At 43.5% G+C, this 16,244-nt stretch carries 14 protein-coding genes and 1 other annotated feature; all 14 genes read right to left on the bottom strand.

Annotated elements, in window-relative coordinates:
- Nucleotides 1-63: 63 nt before the first annotated feature.
- On the bottom strand, nucleotides 64-264 hold the full coding sequence (rpmI, locus tag QWY16_RS07345) for a 50S ribosomal protein L35 (protein ID WP_033541514.1): 201 nt from the start codon (nucleotides 262-264) through the stop codon (nucleotides 64-66).
- A gap of 28 nt (nucleotides 265-292) precedes the next feature.
- On the bottom strand, nucleotides 293-811 hold the full coding sequence (gene infC / locus QWY16_RS07340) for a translation initiation factor IF-3 (protein WP_300993334.1): 519 nt from the start codon (nucleotides 809-811) through the stop codon (nucleotides 293-295).
- Between the two features lie 270 nt (nucleotides 812-1,081).
- Nucleotides 1,082-3,010 (bottom strand): threonine--tRNA ligase, encoded by a 1,929-nt coding sequence (gene thrS / locus QWY16_RS07335; RefSeq protein WP_300992309.1) that lies wholly within the window; start codon nucleotides 3,008-3,010, stop codon nucleotides 1,082-1,084.
- A 126-nt stretch (nucleotides 3,011-3,136) separates the two neighbouring features.
- Nucleotides 3,137-3,372: a binding site (T-box leader), on the bottom strand.
- Nucleotides 3,373-3,475: 103 nt separating this feature from the next.
- Entirely contained in the window at nucleotides 3,476-4,411 is a 936-nt protein-coding gene (gene dnaI, locus QWY16_RS07330) for a primosomal protein DnaI (RefSeq protein WP_300992308.1), read from the bottom strand.
- Complete coding sequence (locus QWY16_RS07325; protein WP_300992307.1) at nucleotides 4,412-5,776, bottom strand: replication initiation and membrane attachment family protein; 1,365 nt, start codon at nucleotides 5,774-5,776, stop codon at nucleotides 4,412-4,414.
- Nucleotides 5,777-5,787: 11 nt separating this feature from the next.
- Nucleotides 5,788-6,264, bottom strand: a complete 477-nt coding sequence (gene nrdR / locus QWY16_RS07320) for a transcriptional regulator NrdR (RefSeq protein WP_300992306.1) — start codon at nucleotides 6,262-6,264, stop codon at nucleotides 5,788-5,790.
- A 114-nt stretch (nucleotides 6,265-6,378) separates the two neighbouring features.
- Complete coding sequence (gene speD / locus QWY16_RS07315) at nucleotides 6,379-6,762, bottom strand: adenosylmethionine decarboxylase (RefSeq protein ID WP_300992305.1); 384 nt, start codon at nucleotides 6,760-6,762, stop codon at nucleotides 6,379-6,381.
- Between the two features lie 311 nt (nucleotides 6,763-7,073).
- Entirely contained in the window at nucleotides 7,074-8,087 is a 1,014-nt protein-coding gene (locus QWY16_RS07310) for a glyceraldehyde-3-phosphate dehydrogenase (RefSeq protein ID WP_300992304.1), read from the bottom strand.
- A 100-nt stretch (nucleotides 8,088-8,187) separates the two neighbouring features.
- On the bottom strand, nucleotides 8,188-8,793 hold the full coding sequence (gene coaE / locus QWY16_RS07305) for a dephospho-CoA kinase (RefSeq protein WP_300992303.1): 606 nt from the start codon (nucleotides 8,791-8,793) through the stop codon (nucleotides 8,188-8,190).
- 9 nt (nucleotides 8,794-8,802) lie between these two features.
- Nucleotides 8,803-9,672 carry a bifunctional DNA-formamidopyrimidine glycosylase/DNA-(apurinic or apyrimidinic site) lyase gene (gene mutM, locus QWY16_RS07300; RefSeq protein WP_300992302.1) on the bottom strand — a complete coding sequence of 290 codons (870 nt, stop codon included), beginning with the start codon at nucleotides 9,670-9,672 and terminating at the stop codon, nucleotides 8,803-8,805.
- A gap of 15 nt (nucleotides 9,673-9,687) precedes the next feature.
- Complete coding sequence (gene polA, locus QWY16_RS07295) at nucleotides 9,688-12,309, bottom strand: DNA polymerase I (protein WP_300993331.1); 2,622 nt, start codon at nucleotides 12,307-12,309, stop codon at nucleotides 9,688-9,690.
- Nucleotides 12,310-12,896: 587 nt separating this feature from the next.
- Entirely contained in the window at nucleotides 12,897-14,111 is a 1,215-nt protein-coding gene (locus QWY16_RS07290; RefSeq protein WP_300992301.1) for a carboxylate--amine ligase, read from the bottom strand.
- A 15-nt stretch (nucleotides 14,112-14,126) separates the two neighbouring features.
- Entirely contained in the window at nucleotides 14,127-15,524 is a 1,398-nt protein-coding gene (gene pnpS, locus QWY16_RS07285; RefSeq protein WP_300992300.1) for a two-component system histidine kinase PnpS, read from the bottom strand.
- A complete protein-coding gene (locus tag QWY16_RS07280; RefSeq protein WP_300992299.1) occupies nucleotides 15,521-16,228 on the bottom strand; it encodes a response regulator transcription factor in 708 nt (235 codons plus the stop codon). Before QWY16_RS07280 ends, pnpS begins: the two co-directional genes overlap by 4 nt.
- Between the last annotated feature and the right edge of the window lie 16 nt (nucleotides 16,229-16,244).

Genomic DNA, 16,244 nt, shown 5'->3' with positions numbered 1-16,244 from the left:
AAAAGCGCCGCTTCGCCCCTTCGTCTTATGCCCGTCGAATCTATACGGGCGCTTGCGCTTTTCTTACTTCATGTTGTAGATCAAAGATTTGATGCGTTTCAAATCGCCTGCAGAAACAAGTTTCCCTTTGCGAAGGTGACGCTTTTGCTTAGTCGATTTGTTTGCAAATAAGTGGCTTGTGTGTGAACGGTTGCGTTTTACTTTACCAGTTCCAGTTTTCTTGAAACGTTTCATCGCACCGCGGTGGCTTTTCATTTTCGGCATTTCGAGTTCCTCCTAAACAATTGTACTATTATTCTTTTTCGTGTAGTGGCGCAAGCATCAAGAACATGCTGCGGCCATCCATTTTAGGGCGCTGTTCAACCGTCGCCACTTCTTTGCATGCTTCTGCGAAGCGCTCAAGAACGCGTTGTCCGATTTCTTTGTGCGTAATTGCACGGCCTTTAAAACGGATTGAAGCTTTTACTTTGTCGCCTTTTTCAAGGAACTTGATCGCATTGCGAAGTTTCGTATCGAAATCGTGATCGTCAATCGAAGGGCTCAAACGAACCTCTTTGACGATGATGACTTTTTGATTCTTGCGGATTTCACGATCTTTCTTTTGCTGTTCGAACTTGAACTTACCATGGTCCATGATGCGTGCAACCGGTGGCTTAGCTTGTGGAGCCACTAGTACAAGATCCAAGTTGACACGGCCAGCAATTTCAAGTGCTTCGGTACGTGTTTTGATGCCGAGTTGTTCACCGTTCTGATCAATAACCCGTAGCTCACGTGCGCGAATACCTTCGTTTACATTAATGTCTTTGCTAATATTAATCCACCTCCGGATAGTGTCGCGAATAGCTTAAATGTTCAAACCGACGATTGCCGGTTGACAGGTTCCGATCCAAAACAAAAACGGATGGACCACAGAGGTCCACCCGCAAATTATGACAGCACGCGAAAGCGTGAAAAAGTCAATATCGTGTATACCTGCCAACAATCGGTCGATCAGGTGAGAAGCGGGTGCTCCTGCTTTGCACATATAAGTATTCTATAACCTTATTTATAATATCACGCTACTATATGCATGTCAACCTTCTTAGCGAAGTTCGCTTTGAATCAATTTCAAAAAGTCGTCAAAAGACATGCTTTCGGATTTTTGTTCTCCGTATTTGCGGACATTGACCGATCCGTTTTCCAGCTCCTGGTCCCCGATGACCAGCATATAAGGAACTTTCTGCATTTGGGCTTCGCGGATTTTATACCCTAATTTTTCATCGCGCTCATCAATATCGACGCGCAAGCGCTGATTTTGCAGTTTTTCCTGCACTTCTTTTGCATAATTGCTGTGGGCGTCCAGTGAAACCGGAATTACTTCCACTTGCACCGGAGCCAGCCAAGTCGGGAAGGCTCCTTTATATTCTTCGATCAGGAAGGCTACAAAACGTTCCATTGTTGAAACGACGCCACGGTGGATAACGACCGGCCGGTGCTGCTTGCCGTCTTCTCCGATATAAGAAAGGTCAAAGCGCTCAGGCAAAAGGAAATCAAGCTGGACAGTCGACAAAGTTTCTTCTTTTCCAAGGGCAGTTTTCACTTGGACATCCACTTTCGGCCCGTAGAATGCCGCTTCGCCTTCCACTTCAGTATAAGGAAGTCCTAAATCATCCATGGCTTCTTTCAGCATTGCCTGTGCACGTTCCCACATTGCATCATCGTCGAAGTATTTCTCTTTGTCTGCTGGATCCCGGTAAGACAAACGGAATGAATAATCTTTGATATCGAAGTCTTTATATACTTCAATCACTAAATTGACTACACGTTTGAACTCATCCTTAATTTGGTCTGGGCGCACAAAGATATGCGCATCGTTCAATGTCATGCCGCGCACCCTCTGCAAGCCAGATAAAGCGCCAGACATTTCGTAGCGATGCATCAAGCCAAGCTCTGCGATTCGGATCGGCAAGTTGCGGTATGAATGGATACCTTGTTTATAAATCATCATATGGTGCGGGCAGTTCATCGGGCGCAATACCAGTTCTTCATTGTCCATCTGCATAACCGGGAACATGTCTTCCTGGTAATGATCCCAGTGTCCGCTAGTCTTGTACAAATCGACGCTTCCCATTATCGGAGTATAAACGTGGTCATAGCCCAGGCGCTCTTCTTTGTCGACAATATAGCGCTCGATGATCCGGCGGATAGTTGCACCTTTTGGCAGCCACATCGGCAAACCTTGGCCAACTTTTTGGGAGTTCATGAATAAATTCAGTTCTTTCCCGATTTTGCGATGGTCGCGTTCTTTTGCTTCTTCCAGGAAAGCCAAATGCTCTTTCAAGTCTTCTTTTTTGAAGAAAGCAGTACCGTAGATGCGCTGCAGCATTTTATTGTCGCTATCGCCTCTCCAATAAGCTCCCGCGACACTCAGCAATTTAAATTCTTTTAATTTTCCAGTTGATGGCACGTGGATGCCGCGGCAAAGGTCGAAAAATTCGCCTTGCTCGTAAATCGACACTTGCTCATCTTCCGGAATCGCTTCAAGAAGTTCCAGTTTATACGGATCTTCGATAGCCGCGAAACGTTCTTGCGCTTCTGCCCGGGAAACGTCCAGACGCACAATTTCCAAGTTTTCATTGATGATTTTTTTCATTTCTTTTTCAATTGCTGACAGATTTTCAGCTGTGATCGGTTGTTCAGAATCAATATCGTAGTAAAATCCATTTTCAATTACCGGACCGACACCAAATTTAGCATCTGGATACAAGCGTCTAACCGCTTGAGCTAATAAGTGGGCAGTTGAATGACGAAGAATTTCAATGGCTTCGTCAGACTCAGGAGTGATGATGGCAATGCTGCCGTCTTCATTGATCGGTGATTTCAAGTCGATTAACTGCTCTCCCACTTTACCAGCCAATGCTTTCTTGCGAAGCCCTGGTGAGATGGATTGAGCAATTTCTTCTGTAGTTGTGCCTTTTGGAAACTCCTTTGCTGCACCATCAGGGAATGTTAGTTGGATCATGTCTGACATATTTACTCTCTCCTTTTGTAAGATGCGTCGATTTCAATGCTGTTTTACTTCCTCATAATTAATTCAGCATTGAAATGCCACGCTTTCTTCTGTAGTTTTTTTGAACAAATAAAAAAAGCCTCATCCCAAAGGGACGAAGCTCTGTTCGTGGTTCCACCCTTCTTCTATTCCGGATAGAAAAAACTATCCAAAATGAAGCTCTGCATCGGCTAACGGGCCGGTACCGTCAGCTGCTACTAAAAAAGTTCACAGCTGCTGCTCGAAGGTGGTAAGCGTTTTGCCGGTACTTAAGAAGCTTGCAGCCTAGGCTTCTCTCTCTGAAAGTCGTACAATTCCGCTATTGTCCTTGTCAAAGCATTTTAAATCATAGTTCGATTATTTTTACTATACTGCTAAAAAATCAAAAACGCAACCACCTGTTCAAAGAAAAGCACTTACTTGAACGGCCATTTCCGCTTTTCTTTATTAATTTCTTCTATTTGGACCATCCAATTTTACTGGAATCGTCAAGGCACGGATGCGTTCCATGACACGCGCCGCTTTTAAATCTTCTTTTTCGCCGCGCTGCGAGTAAGTCAGATGATGCTGAAGTTCGGAGTAGCTGAAATTGGACGTCATGAAAGTCGGCAGCCTTTCTGCCATGCGGTAATGCAGGATGGTTCCGAGCACTTCATCTCGCGTCCAGCTCGACATCGCTTCCGCGCCGATATCATCAAGCATCAGGACGTCCGCTTTTTTTACATAATCCACTTTTTCCTGCAATGTCTGATCGCCGATCGCCTGCTTCATCTCGCGCATAAATTCCGGCACAAATACCAGCACGGTTTTGACGCCCATTTCGGCAAGTTCATTTGCCATAGCACTTAGTAAATACGATTTGCCGACACCGAATTTGCCGTAGAGAAATAGCCCTTTTTCAGGAAGGTTATCTGGACCGGTTGCTTTTTCCAAAAAGTCGCCTGCCGCAAGAAACGCTTCCATTCTTCTCGCATCCGGTTCAAAATCTGAAAAAGTCGCCTGCAGCACTTCTTTTGGCATATACATGCTGTGTATCATTGAAGAAGCACGGCGTTTATTGTCATGCTCATTTTTTAATCGACAAGGCGTATAGGCAATGCCGATATTGCCGCGTTCCAGAACCAGATTCGGTTCAAAGCCTTTTAGCGTATTGATGCAGTTTCCTAGACTGGGGCATTTATTGCAATCATGCGATTGATTGATATACTCGTATAGCTTTCCAAGTCCTTTATCAACAATGCTTTTGTCGATATCCGCCGAATGGTCTTCCAGGAACTTTTGAACACCTGGATGTTCCAGCACTTCTTTCCGCATATCATTATAGCGTTCTGAAAAAGCAGGGGCATTCACTACCCGTTTCAGCGTTTCGCGAATCGGCTCCATTTAATCACCTTTACCTTTCTTCAGCGCAAGTTTTGCGAGAAGTTTTTGTTTTTCCACTTCCAATTTATCATTTTTCGGTTCACCTTTACCTGCAGGAGCCTCATCTTTTTGATAAAACCATTCAGGCAATTTTTCTTCCCTCACTGGTTTCCTGCTTGATTTAGCTGTACTTCTCGATGCCGCAGTTGGAGAACCTTCCGATTTCCATTTAACGTACTGCTCGTGTTCAGTACGCGCTAGTTCCATCGCATCTTTCGCTGTCGTAACGTTTTTGCGCAGCCAATGGGATGCAATTTTTTCAACATAGGCTTTGGTCAGTTTCATATCGGTCCGAAGCAGAACGTATTGCAGCAGCACATTGACCACTGCCGGCTCCATTCCATATTGCAGCACAAGCTGATTGGCCAATTGGACATCTGCCGGCAGCGGTTCTTTGCCGTTTGCAATATCACGAAGCACTTCTACAGGTGATGCAGATTCCAAATACAAGATCAGCTCATCTTGTCTCGTTTTCGGCTTTTCCACAATCTTCGGTTCAGTTTTGTGGGCCTGGACTAATTGCGGCGCTGTTGTCGCCACTGTCAATTTATAATATTCAGATGCCGCCTTTTTTATTCCATCGGTGGTCAGCTTATAATCATCATCAATCGCCAATAAAATCACTTTTTGCATATCAAGCGGTCCCCAGCTGTATAGAAACGCCAGTTTTGCAATGGTGTCTTTTATCGTAGCCGTCAATACCCTTTTTGGCACCAGCTGTTCTGACAACCCTTGCCGCAGCAAGCCGAAATCAAAGTCTGAATCGGTTTGGTAGCTGCCGTTTTTGCGCTCTTGCAAATCCGGCTGTTCCGTAGGATATCCGGCTTTTGCATGGACGGGCTGATAAATATCCGTGAATGTGCGGGAAACTTCTTCGTAGCCTTCGCCTATTTCCGTATGTATCATAAAACGGTCTCTCACTTTCCGGTAAGCAGACTCCCCTATTTTGCTGAATAGAAACATCGACAGCAAGGGATCCATGAAAAAGCTTTTTGGATCAAGCGGAGGGCATAGATCATAGATGAAAGTACGGTTTTCAGTGTCTTTGCGATAAGTTCTCAGCAAACCGATCGCCTCCAATTGAATGCGCGCTTCAAAGATTTTGGCAATCGGAATGCCGAGAATATTCATCAATGTATAATGAGTCGCTTCTTCTTTTGCTTCTTCCCCTTCAGCCCACAGCGTCATATAAAAAGAGACAGCTTCCGCACCGATCAGCGGCTGATACAGCAAGGTCAATAATTGGCGGTCATAATTGGAAAATGGATACGGCAACCGAATTTTAAACGAATCCGCAGCTTGAAGTTCTTTATATAGTGCAGACATGGTCCACCGCCTTACTCAGATTTCTTGTCTTCTGGATTCTTTTTCAGTAAATCCTTCAATTCGTCAATAAACACCGTAATGTCTTTGAACTGGCGGTAAACGGAAGCAAAACGGACATAGGCAACTTCATCGATGCCCGCCAAGCGGTCCATCACCAGTTCCCCGACATCTTCGGATTTAACTTCAGCATTTCCAGTGCGCCGAAGCGTTTTTTCAATATCGAAAACTACTTGTTCTAACACTTCCAGCGGAACAGGCCGTTTTTCGCATGCCCGGATCAATCCTCTTAATACTTTCTCGCGGCTGAACTCTTCACGGGAACCATCTTTTTTGACAACAATCAAAGGCATTTCTTCCACTTTTTCAAAAGTGGTATAGCGGTAACCGCAGGATTCACATTCCCGGCGCCTTCTTATGGACTTATTATCATCGACTGGCCGCGAGTCAACTACGCGTGTACCATTATGCTGGCAAGCTGGACATTTCATTTTGACATCTCCCTAAACTTTGTATCTGCTCTATCTAGTATAACAAAATTTCTTCTGTAAAATAGAAAAAGCAGAGGATTTTATCCTCTGCTCGTTGTTTTCATGTTAAATGGATTATGCATTTACTGAAACTTTGGCTTTTCCAACACTGACCGGACCCATTCCGCGAGGCACTTCTACAAATTCCCGTGTACCGGAATTAAGTGCTTCTGCGATATAATTCGCTGCAATTGTCGGATCAAGGTCTCCACAAGTATATACATCGATACTTGCGTATCCGTGTTCCGGGAAGCTGTGGATCGTTAAGTGAGATTCAGAAATGATGACCACACCGCTTACGCCTTGAGGTGCAAATTTATGAAAAGCTACTTCTCTGACTTCCGCTCCGGATTTCAGTGCTGCATCAACAAAAGTCTGCTCGATAAAATCCATATCGTTTAATTTGTCAAAATCACACTGCCAAAGTTCTGCAATTACGTGACGTCCCATTGTTTCCATGGTTCGTTTCCCCCTTTGATATCATTTTGTTTTGTGCGCAAAATATTCAAAGTTGACTACCACGGGGGAAAGTTAGTCCAAAGAGGTCCTAACCCTTTAAGCAGTCATGTGAATAAAGATTGCTCCATCCGTTGCCATATAAGCATTGGTAACGAAGAAGTTCGCAGCCGTTTTTGGCTACGAATGTTAGTATATGATGTATTGAATTGAAATGCAATAAATATTACTTAAAATTTATTATTTTTTTCAGGAAATTTTTTCATAAAAAAGCCGCATCCCTGTTATATACGGGATGCGGCTTCTATTAATTATCAAACATAAACGATTGATTTTGCTACTTTTTTCGCTAAGTCAACCACTCGTGCCGAATAACCCCACTCATTATCGTACCAAGCCAAAACTTTTACTTTGCGGTCTCCGATCACCATCGTGGATAATCCATCAATGATGGCAGATTGAGTTGTTGTATTAAAATCAACCGAAACAAGCGGCTCCATCGTCAAGCTGAGAATTCCTTTCAGATTTCCTTCAGAGGCTCTGATAAACGCTTCGTTAACTTCTTCAATTGTTACATCTTGTTCAAGATCAACCACTAAATCGACAAGAGATACGTTCGGTGTTGGCACGCGAAGCGACATGCCATGCAGTTTGCCATCAAGTTCAGGAAGAACTAAAGAGAGCGCTTTCGCAGCACCCGTCGAAGTCGGAATAATCGACTGTCCACAAGCACGGGCACGGCGTAAATCTTTATGCGGATTGTCTAAATTTCTCTGGTCATTCGTGAATGAATGAATAGTTGTCATTAAGCCATTTTCAATGCCGAATGCATCATGCAACACTTTAGCTACTGGTGCCAAGCAATTCGTCGTGCAGCTGGCATTGGAAATGACATCGTGTTTCTCAATTTCCAATTTATCATCATTTACTCCCATGACAATCGTGATATCGACATTTTTGCCTGGAGCAGACAAGATAACTTTTTTTGCACCTGCGTCCAAATGAAGGCCAGCTTGCTCCCGGGAATTGAATTTCCCTGTCGCTTCAATAACGATATCAATGCCCATTGCTTTCCATGGCAGTTTTAAAGGATCTCGTTCATTGACGAGTTGAACCCGTTTACCGTTGACGATTAATGCATCTCCTTCTGCAGAGACGTCGCCATCGAAGGTTCCGTGATTTGTGTCATACTTAATCAAATGCGCTAAAGTTTCAGCAGGGTAGCTGGCATTAACAGCTGCAATCGTGATGTCATCCATTAGAATAGCCTGTCTGAAAACCATGCGGCCAATACGGCCAAATCCGTTAATCGCAATAGAAACTGTCATGTACGAGTCCTCCAATTAAATAAGTTATACTTAAATTTTTAATTCGTTATATAGTATAACACATTTTACGGAATCTGGAACCTTAAAGTAGTATGAATTATCATTCTTCTGTACTTTTTTCTCTCCACTGTTCCAAAATGCGATTTAACTGCCATTTGGTCTCTTCAATTGCGCCATTATTGTAGATGACGGCATCCGCACCTTCTTCTTTTACCGACATCGGCAACTGTGAAGAAATGCGGGCTTTCGCCTCTTTTTCGGTTAAACCATTGCGTTCCATCAGGCGTTTCAACTGATTTTCTTCCGTCACGCTGACTACGAGAACTTTATCGACCATATGCTGCAGCCGGCTTTCAAAAAGGAGCGGTATATCCATGATGACAATTTCATGGCCGTTGTTGAGTAATTCGGATCGCTGCCTGATCATTTCCACCCGTATTGCAGGATGAATCACATCGTTCAATTTTTTTCGGCTTGCCGGATCGTTGAAAATCAATTCGCCAACTTTTTTCCGGTCCATGCTGCCATCCGGAAGAATGATTTCTTTGCCGAATAATGCTTCAATTTCCTGCAGTGTTTCGCTTCCCGGCTCTACGACGAGACGGGCCACTTTATCAGCATCTACAATGGGATACCCCAATTCTTTCAGCATTTCAGATACGGTGCTTTTTCCGCTGGCAATACTTCCGGTTAAACCGATTATCATCTCATGACCTCACTTTTGGCAGGTTGGGCAATACACAGAAGTCCTTCCACCGATTTTCAGTGATTTCGTCGTGCTGCCGCATACCATGCATTGTTTTTTTCCATACATTCCGAAACGATTCTGCATACTGCCGGATTCCCCGTTTATATTCCGGTAATCCGATATCGTACTGCCGCCAGCTTCGATGCTTTCCAGCAAAATGGCGACAATCGCTTCAAATAATTGCACTTTCCGGATCCGGCTTATTCTGCCAGCTGCCCGGTTCGGGTGAATCTTCATTTTGTAAAGCGCTTCTGTGGCATAAATATTGCCGCAGCCGGAAATAACCTGGCCATCCATAATCACTTCTTTAATCGCTTTGTTTTTATATTTCGGACTGTCTGCCAGCTGCAGGAAATGTTCCAATGCCCCTTCTGCAAATGGTTCCGGCGCCATTAAAAGAAGCGGAGGATAATCCGCTTCTTCCTTCAATACTCTCATTTCCCCGAAACGCCGTATATCCGAGTAGGCAAGTAAATTGCCATCACTCAGAGTCAGCACAACATGGACATGGCGCCTGAATTTCTCTTCATTGATCGCCATTAGGCTATCGACATAAAACCATGCCCCTGACATTCCCAAATGGTTGACCAGTAAAAATTCTTCTTCTGTTTTCAACGTAAAATAAATATATTTGCTGCGACGTTCAACGCTGATAATCTGTGCTCCGATCAAGCTGTCGATAAACGAATCAGCTTCCATCTTTTTAATAATGGCTTCTTTTCCATTCGTTTTGGACACGCGGATGGTATCTGAAACAAATACTTCGCGAATCTTTTTCCCAATGGCGGCCGGGCGAATCAGGCGAACGACGCCTTCCACTTCTGGAAGTTCAGGCATCTGCAAGCCCTCCTATCATTTCGTATCGTACCAAGTATCTCCGAATGCAAAATCCGCTTTTAGCGGCACATTCAGTTGTACAGTATTTTCCATAATCTGTGGCACCAGAACCTTCAATTTTTCAAGTTCTTCAGGAGGCGCCTCGAATATCAATTCATCGTGTACTTGAAGCAGCATGCGGGTCTGCAAGCCTTCACGTTCGAGCGCTTCTGCCATATCGATCATCGCTTTTTTGATGATGTCGGCTGCACTTCCCTGTATCGGGGTGTTCATTGCAGTACGCTCCGCAAAACTGCGCAAGTTAAAGTTGGAACTATTGATATCCGTCAAATACCGGCGCCGGTTCATGAGCGTCGTAACAAACCCATTTTTCTTCGCTGATTGGATGCTGGAGTCCATATAGTTTTTAACTCCCGGGAAACTCTTTAAATAAGTATCGATAAATTCCGCTGCTGCTTTCCGGGTAATGTTCAAGCTCTGTGATAAACCATAATCACTGATGCCATAAACAATGCCGAAGTTAACAGCTTTCGCGGCACGGCGCATATCCGACGTCACTTGCTCAATCGGCACATGGAAAACATCGCTTGCTGTCTTCGTATGGATGTCCATATCATGCTTAAAAGCATCAATCAGGCTCTCGTCTTTCGACATATCTGCCAAGACACGCAATTCGATCTGTGAATAATCCGCTGCGACCATCAGCCAGCCTGGTTCCGACGGTACAAACGCTTTACGGATTTTACGCCCTTCTTCCAAGCGAACGGGAATGTTCTGCAGATTGGGATTGATGGAACTGAGGCGCCCGGTAGTGGTCAATGCCTGCTGGAAACGGGTGTGCACTTTACCGTCTTCATGGATTTCCTTTAATAAACCTTCTATATAAGTAGACAGGATTTTGCCGAGCTGGCGGTACATCAGAATCTGCGAAATGATTTCATGCTGCCCTTCCAGTTTTTCGAGCACATCTGCCGCTGTTGAATAACCGGTCTTCGTTTTCTTTAAAGCAGGCAACCCCAGTTTCTCAAACAATATTACTCCCAATTGTTTTGGAGAATTGATGTTAAACTTTTCGCCGGCACTCCAGTGGATGTTTTTTTCAATTTCGGCTAATTTCAGGCTCAGTTCTTCTCCCATAGCCGTAAGTTGCTCTTTGTCCACTTTGACTCCCAGTGATTCCATCGCTCCTAATATTGTTGCAAGTGGCAATTCCAAATTATAGTACAATTCGAATTGCTCGTTTTCCTCGAGTTTTTTCAGCACGAGTGGGCGGACTTCCCAAATGGTGCGCGCTTTTCTGGCAATGTGTTCATTCAAAATCGAATCTTCCGGAACGGCTTTTTTAGCTCCTTTGCCATAAATCTGTTCGTTCTGGGCAACATCCGTATAGCCATATTCCTGTACGATATTTGCCATATCTGTATATGTCAGTGATGGGTTGACAATATAAGCGCCTAACATCAAATCAAAATCGACACCGCCGACTTCAATGCCGCAGCGATAGAAAGCTGCTGTCGCCGCTTTGGAATCCGACATGTATTTTTTCTTGGTATCGTCACGGAACCATGTTTTGAAAGCTTCGGAATGCTTGATCACGTCCATCGGAACGACATAGGTCTTCGCTGCTGTAGCCAGTGAAACTCCGAGCAAGTCGCAAGTATGGTATTGCTCGTCGTATAACTCCAAGTGAACTGCCATTTCATCTTCCAAAATAGCCGCATCTATTTCCTGCAGCACTTCGAATTCCAGCTCTTCTTTAACCGTTTCTTCGGCTGTATATTCCATCTTTTCCAATAAGGATTTAAATGCCAGCTCATTCCAGACTTGGACCAATTCATCGTGGTCTGGTCCAGAATACACAAGTTCATCAATTTTAATATCGATCGGTGCATTGCGTTCAATCGTTGCCAGCTTTTTGCTGATCAAAGCAAGTTCTTCGTTTTCAACCAGCTTTTCCTTCAATTTTCCTTTTTGCTGTTCAATTGCTTCATATACCCCTTCAACTGAACCATGGGCTGCCAGCAACTTAAGGGCTGTCTTTTCCCCGACTCCCGGCACTCCTGGTATATTATCGGAAGCATCGCCCATTAAGCCTTTCATATCGATGATTTGCTGAGGTGTTAAGCCATACTTTTCCTGAATGTGGTCAACCGTGTATTTTTCAATATCGGTGATTCCTTTACGGGTAATATAGACCGTCGTTGAAGGAGAAGCAAGCTGCGTTAAATCTTTATCTCCGGAAATGACAATCACTTCGTCACCAGCTTCTTCCGCTTCCAAACTCAACGTACCGATAATGTCATCCGCTTCATAATTGGGCAATTCGTAACGCTTTATCCGGTAGGCATCAATCAATTTCCGCAAATAAGGGAATTGTTCCGATAACTCGGGTGGTGTTTTTTGGCGCCCGCCCTTATATTCACTGAACGTCTCATGCCGGAAAGTTGTTTTCCCGGCATCAAATGCCACAACTATATGCGTCGGTTTTTCTTCCTCCAATATTTTTTGGAGCATCATTGTAAAACCGTATACTGCGTTCGTATGGACTCCGTGTTCGTTTGTTAATAGCGGCAAGGCAAAAAATGCACGATACGCCAAACTATTTCCATCCAATAAAAGTATTTTCTTCGCCACAATATTACCCCTTTCAATAGGAAAAGCGCAGACGTCCGTTTAGCTCCTGCAGACTTAAAGTCTCGAGAACGTTGATACCGGCATCTAAACTACATACGCTTACTTCCAAAATCTTAGAGCTTATTTTATAAATGCAGATAAGCCTTCATTCCTTATATTTTACCACGCAGGCAAATAGAAAAGAAATGAAGGCTCAGGCTAATTCCAAATTCACTTACAGAATTTAGGGATATTGAAAATCTAAGCGTAGTATGATTGAATGTTATCTCTCTTCTACAACGTTTCACACACTCACTATAATAAGCCGACTCGCTTTCCCGCAGGCAAGATACTGGCCGACGCTTGCGAGGCCAAGTTTTTGCCATAAAGCAGCGCAGCGATGCAGGTATAATGCAGAAATATAAGTTTTTGCCTTACCCAAAGCGGCATTTAAAAGGATTATTTATTTATTCACTTCAGATAGCAACTCATTTTTAGCCAAAAAGAAAAAGAGCCCCGGGGAGGGCTCCTTTCCCTTCATGCGGTTGAAGGGGGTTCTATTAAACCTTAACATCCGAATATGAAGCTAGTGTTAATATTCTGTAAATATCTCACCATTGGTTGTTTTTATATTTCTTATAATAATTAACTTGGCGGGCGAATAAATACAATTTGCGTTTAAAATGTGTATCTTTCTTATAAAACAACGGGTTGACGTATTTGCCTTTTTTCAATAAATGATTGATGTCCCGCTGCACGGCTTTATTGTCGACAAATTTGCGCAGCACAATTTTCGGCACAACTGTAAACAAAAATTCTTCATTTAAATACGTGACCGGTTTTTCCACTCCATAAATCAAGTCATCGACAAGAGAAGAAGCCATATTATGGCCTAAAGCAGTCACGTAATAACTGGAGCGCCCTTGGCGGATATTCACTTCAAAAACCTTGAATTTGCCGTCCCGTTCATCGTATTTCAAATCAAAGTTGGCAAAGCCGGTGTAACCGACCGCTTCTAGGAAATGCTGCAGCTTGACCATCATGTCTTTATTGAAACGCGTGATCAACGCAGTGTAATTCCCGATAGCTGTAACCGTGTGCTCCTGCAATACCACTTGAGCGAATGTCACCAATTGCGTTTTGCCTTTTGAACTTGCATAGATGACGGAATCCCACATATATGTATCGTCTCCAGGAATAAAATCCTGGATAATCAATTCATCTTGGTATCCGCTGGCAATAATCGTTTGGATCACTTCTTGAAGTTCTCTCGGGTTCTCAACTTTATAAACTTTCTGCTGGCCATCGAATTTGTTCTGATTATATTCAATGCCATTGCTCGGTTTAATAATGACAGGATACATCATCTGCTCATCAAACGGCTGCTTGGAACGGCAATCATAGAAAAACGTAGTTGGCGTATCGATGCCATATGCCTTGCACAATCTATAGAAACTCGACTTCATCTGCAGCTGATTCATCAAATCTTCCGTAATGTAATTGAAGACAAAATGCTCTTTTAATGTCGCTGCATTTTCAATGATTAAACGGACGTATAAATCATTGGTGCCGACAAGCAGCAAAGTTTTTCCTGGCGTTCTATACTTGTGTGCGATTTCACAAAGGATTTCCGAAAACTGTGCAGGATCTGCCAATCCTGAGCGAAGTTCAATGTTCGTTGTTATGGTGCTCATCGCTGTAAAAGACAATGGCTCTTTTCCTATTAGAACAGGGTTGATATTATATGCTTCATGAAATGAAATTGCCATATTGTAGGCGTTCATATCTGTTCCTACAATAATCGGCAAAAAAGGTAAATTATCCATACGTTCCTCCTAAAATTAACTAGCTAAAGGCAAATGAATGGTAAAAGTGGTTCCCACTCCTACTTCACTTTCTACTTTCACATTTCCATGATGGGCCTCTATTAAATGTTTCACTATTGATAATCCCAGACCGGTGCCGCCTGAATTTCGGCTTCGCGCACGGTCGACCCGGTAAAAACGCTCAAATAGCCGGCCGATTTCAGACGCTTCAATGCCAATTCCCTGATCTTCAACTTCTATAACGGCTTCGCCGTCTTGCTGGTAAAGGCGTACGGTAATGGCTGTCCGGGAAGTTGAATACGAAATGGCATTGACCAGCAAATTCATCATCACTTGAACAAGGCGGTTAGGGTCTCCTTGTACAATAACTGGTTCAAGCTGAAGTTTCAACTGAATATTTTTTTCTTCAAGCCTTCTTTCGACTATTTCTCCAACCCGTTCAATGAGGTTCTTCATATTAGTGGGGACTGCATCTACTCGGAAGCCGGCTTGCTCGACTTTCGATAACTCAAGCAAATCTTTAATGAGCATTTCCAGCCGGTTGCTTTCCTTTTCGATGATTTCTAAAAATGAAAATGCCGTTGCTGGATCTTTGTAAGCCCCCTCAAGAAGCGTCTCTGTGAATCCTTTAATGGAAGTGACTGGCGTTCTAAGTTCATGGGAGACGTTTGCCACAAAATCTTTCCGAATTTGTTCGAGCCGCTTCAATTCAGTTATATCATGGGAAACAATGACAATCCCCAGCCATTGTTCATGTTCACCAAGAACCGGTGCCCCATAAACATCAATATGTTTGCTATGGATGCCTTGTTTGAATTCAAGCTGGTTCCGGGCTGCAGTTTCTGTCATAAATACTTGTTCAATAAAACGCTCCAATTCATATGGAATCCGGATTTCTTTATAAAATTTCCCATCAATATCTTCAGCCGCCAACTGAAACTCCTGCATAAAGGACCGGTTTACGAGTGTTATACCGCCTTGCCGGTCAATCATAATTAAAGCGCTGCCCATATTCTCAATCAAAGTTTTAAGGCGTTCTTGCTCCATTTCACGGATAGCGGTAATTTCCTGCAAGTTTCGAGCTAAAATATTGATTGTGGAGCTTAATTCCACCGTTCCGACATTGCTGTATTCAAATGCCCGGGCACGGTAATTTCCTTTTGCCAGTTCCAACGCTGTTTGAGTAACATTTTCAACCGGCAATGCCTGCACTTGTATGATGCGATAGCCGATAATTGCTGAAAAAATCATCGCCACCACAAATACAAAAAACAGCATTAGCCAAACCTCCGCTGTATTATGGGTTTCCGCATATATTGGAAAAAGCTGGCCAATTACAATCAAAAGGCCAGCTAACAGCACACCGATCCAAATCAGAATTGTCGTCAGCAATCGATGCCTAAATGATTTCATCCTGCTTTCGGCTCCTCGAATTTATAACCAAGCCCTCTAATCGTTTTAATGAAGACCGGTTTCCGGCTGTTTTCTTCTATTTTTTCTCTCAAGTGGCTGATATGTACATCTACTATGCGAGTATCGCCAGCAAAATCGTATTTCCACACAGCGCTAAGCAGCTGATCCCGTGTCAAAACACGATTTTTATTTTCCATCAAATACACAAGAAGTTCAAATTCTTTCGGAGTGAATTCAATTTGCTCTTCATTCAAATAAACTTCAAATTGTTCAGGAAACACTTTTAAACCACCGAATGCTAGTGCAGCTGATGGATTGCCGGACTGTGCAGCAGACTGATCTGCACGTCTAAGGACCGCTTTGACACGCGCTACTACTTCACGCGGACTAAACGGTTTCGTCATATAGTCGTCCGCCCCTAATTCAAGGCCTAATACTTTATCAAACTCATCATCTTTTGCTGTCAGCATGATGATCGGTGTATTGACTTTTTGTTGCCGCAAAGATTTGCACACTTCGACTCCATCCATTGAAGGCAGCATTAAATCAAGCAGAATCAGCGCTGGATTTTCATTCATCGCCAATTCAAACCCTTCTTTTCCGTCGTTGGCAACCATGGTTTCATAGCCTGCCTGGACCAGATTATACGATAACAAAGTAGCAATTGAGTGTTCATCTTCAATGATTAATATTTTCTTCAGCATTTAACATCCTCCACAT

The sequence above is a fragment of the Planococcus shenhongbingii genome (assembly GCF_030413635.1).
GTDB classification, from domain to species: domain Bacteria; phylum Bacillota; class Bacilli; order Bacillales_A; family Planococcaceae; genus Planococcus; species Planococcus shenhongbingii.
The sequence above is the reverse complement of the archived record's forward strand: the minus strand, read 5'-3'. Positions and strand labels throughout refer to the sequence as shown.

What these genes read in the sequence shown, in the direction of transcription:
- coaE (WP_300992303.1), bottom strand. Translation starts at nt 8,793, where the DNA reads ATGATAATCGGTTTAACCGGAAGTATTGCCAGCGGAAAAAGCACCGTA.
- dnaI (WP_300992308.1), bottom strand. Translation starts at nt 4,411, where the DNA reads ATGGAGCCGATTCGCGAAACGCTGAAACGGGTAGTGAATGCCCCTGCT.
- thrS (WP_300992309.1), bottom strand. Translation starts at nt 3,010, where the DNA reads ATGTCAGACATGATCCAACTAACATTCCCTGATGGTGCAGCAAAGGAG.
- QWY16_RS07290 (WP_300992301.1), bottom strand. Translation starts at nt 14,111, where the DNA reads ATGGATAATTTACCTTTTTTGCCGATTATTGTAGGAACAGATATGAAC.
- nrdR (WP_300992306.1), bottom strand. Translation starts at nt 6,264, where the DNA reads ATGAAATGTCCAGCTTGCCAGCATAATGGTACACGCGTAGTTGACTCG.
- speD (WP_300992305.1), bottom strand. Translation starts at nt 6,762, where the DNA reads ATGGAAACAATGGGACGTCACGTAATTGCAGAACTTTGGCAGTGTGAT.
- QWY16_RS07325 (WP_300992307.1), bottom strand. Translation starts at nt 5,776, where the DNA reads ATGTCTGCACTATATAAAGAACTTCAAGCTGCGGATTCGTTTAAAATT.
- rpmI (WP_033541514.1), bottom strand. Translation starts at nt 264, where the DNA reads ATGCCGAAAATGAAAAGCCACCGCGGTGCGATGAAACGTTTCAAGAAA.
- QWY16_RS07310 (WP_300992304.1), bottom strand. Translation starts at nt 8,087, where the DNA reads ATGACAGTTTCTATTGCGATTAACGGATTTGGCCGTATTGGCCGCATG.
- mutM (WP_300992302.1), bottom strand. Translation starts at nt 9,672, where the DNA reads ATGCCTGAACTTCCAGAAGTGGAAGGCGTCGTTCGCCTGATTCGCCCG.
- QWY16_RS07280 (WP_300992299.1), bottom strand. Translation starts at nt 16,228, where the DNA reads ATGCTGAAGAAAATATTAATCATTGAAGATGAACACTCAATTGCTACT.
- pnpS (WP_300992300.1), bottom strand. Translation starts at nt 15,524, where the DNA reads ATGAAATCATTTAGGCATCGATTGCTGACGACAATTCTGATTTGGATC.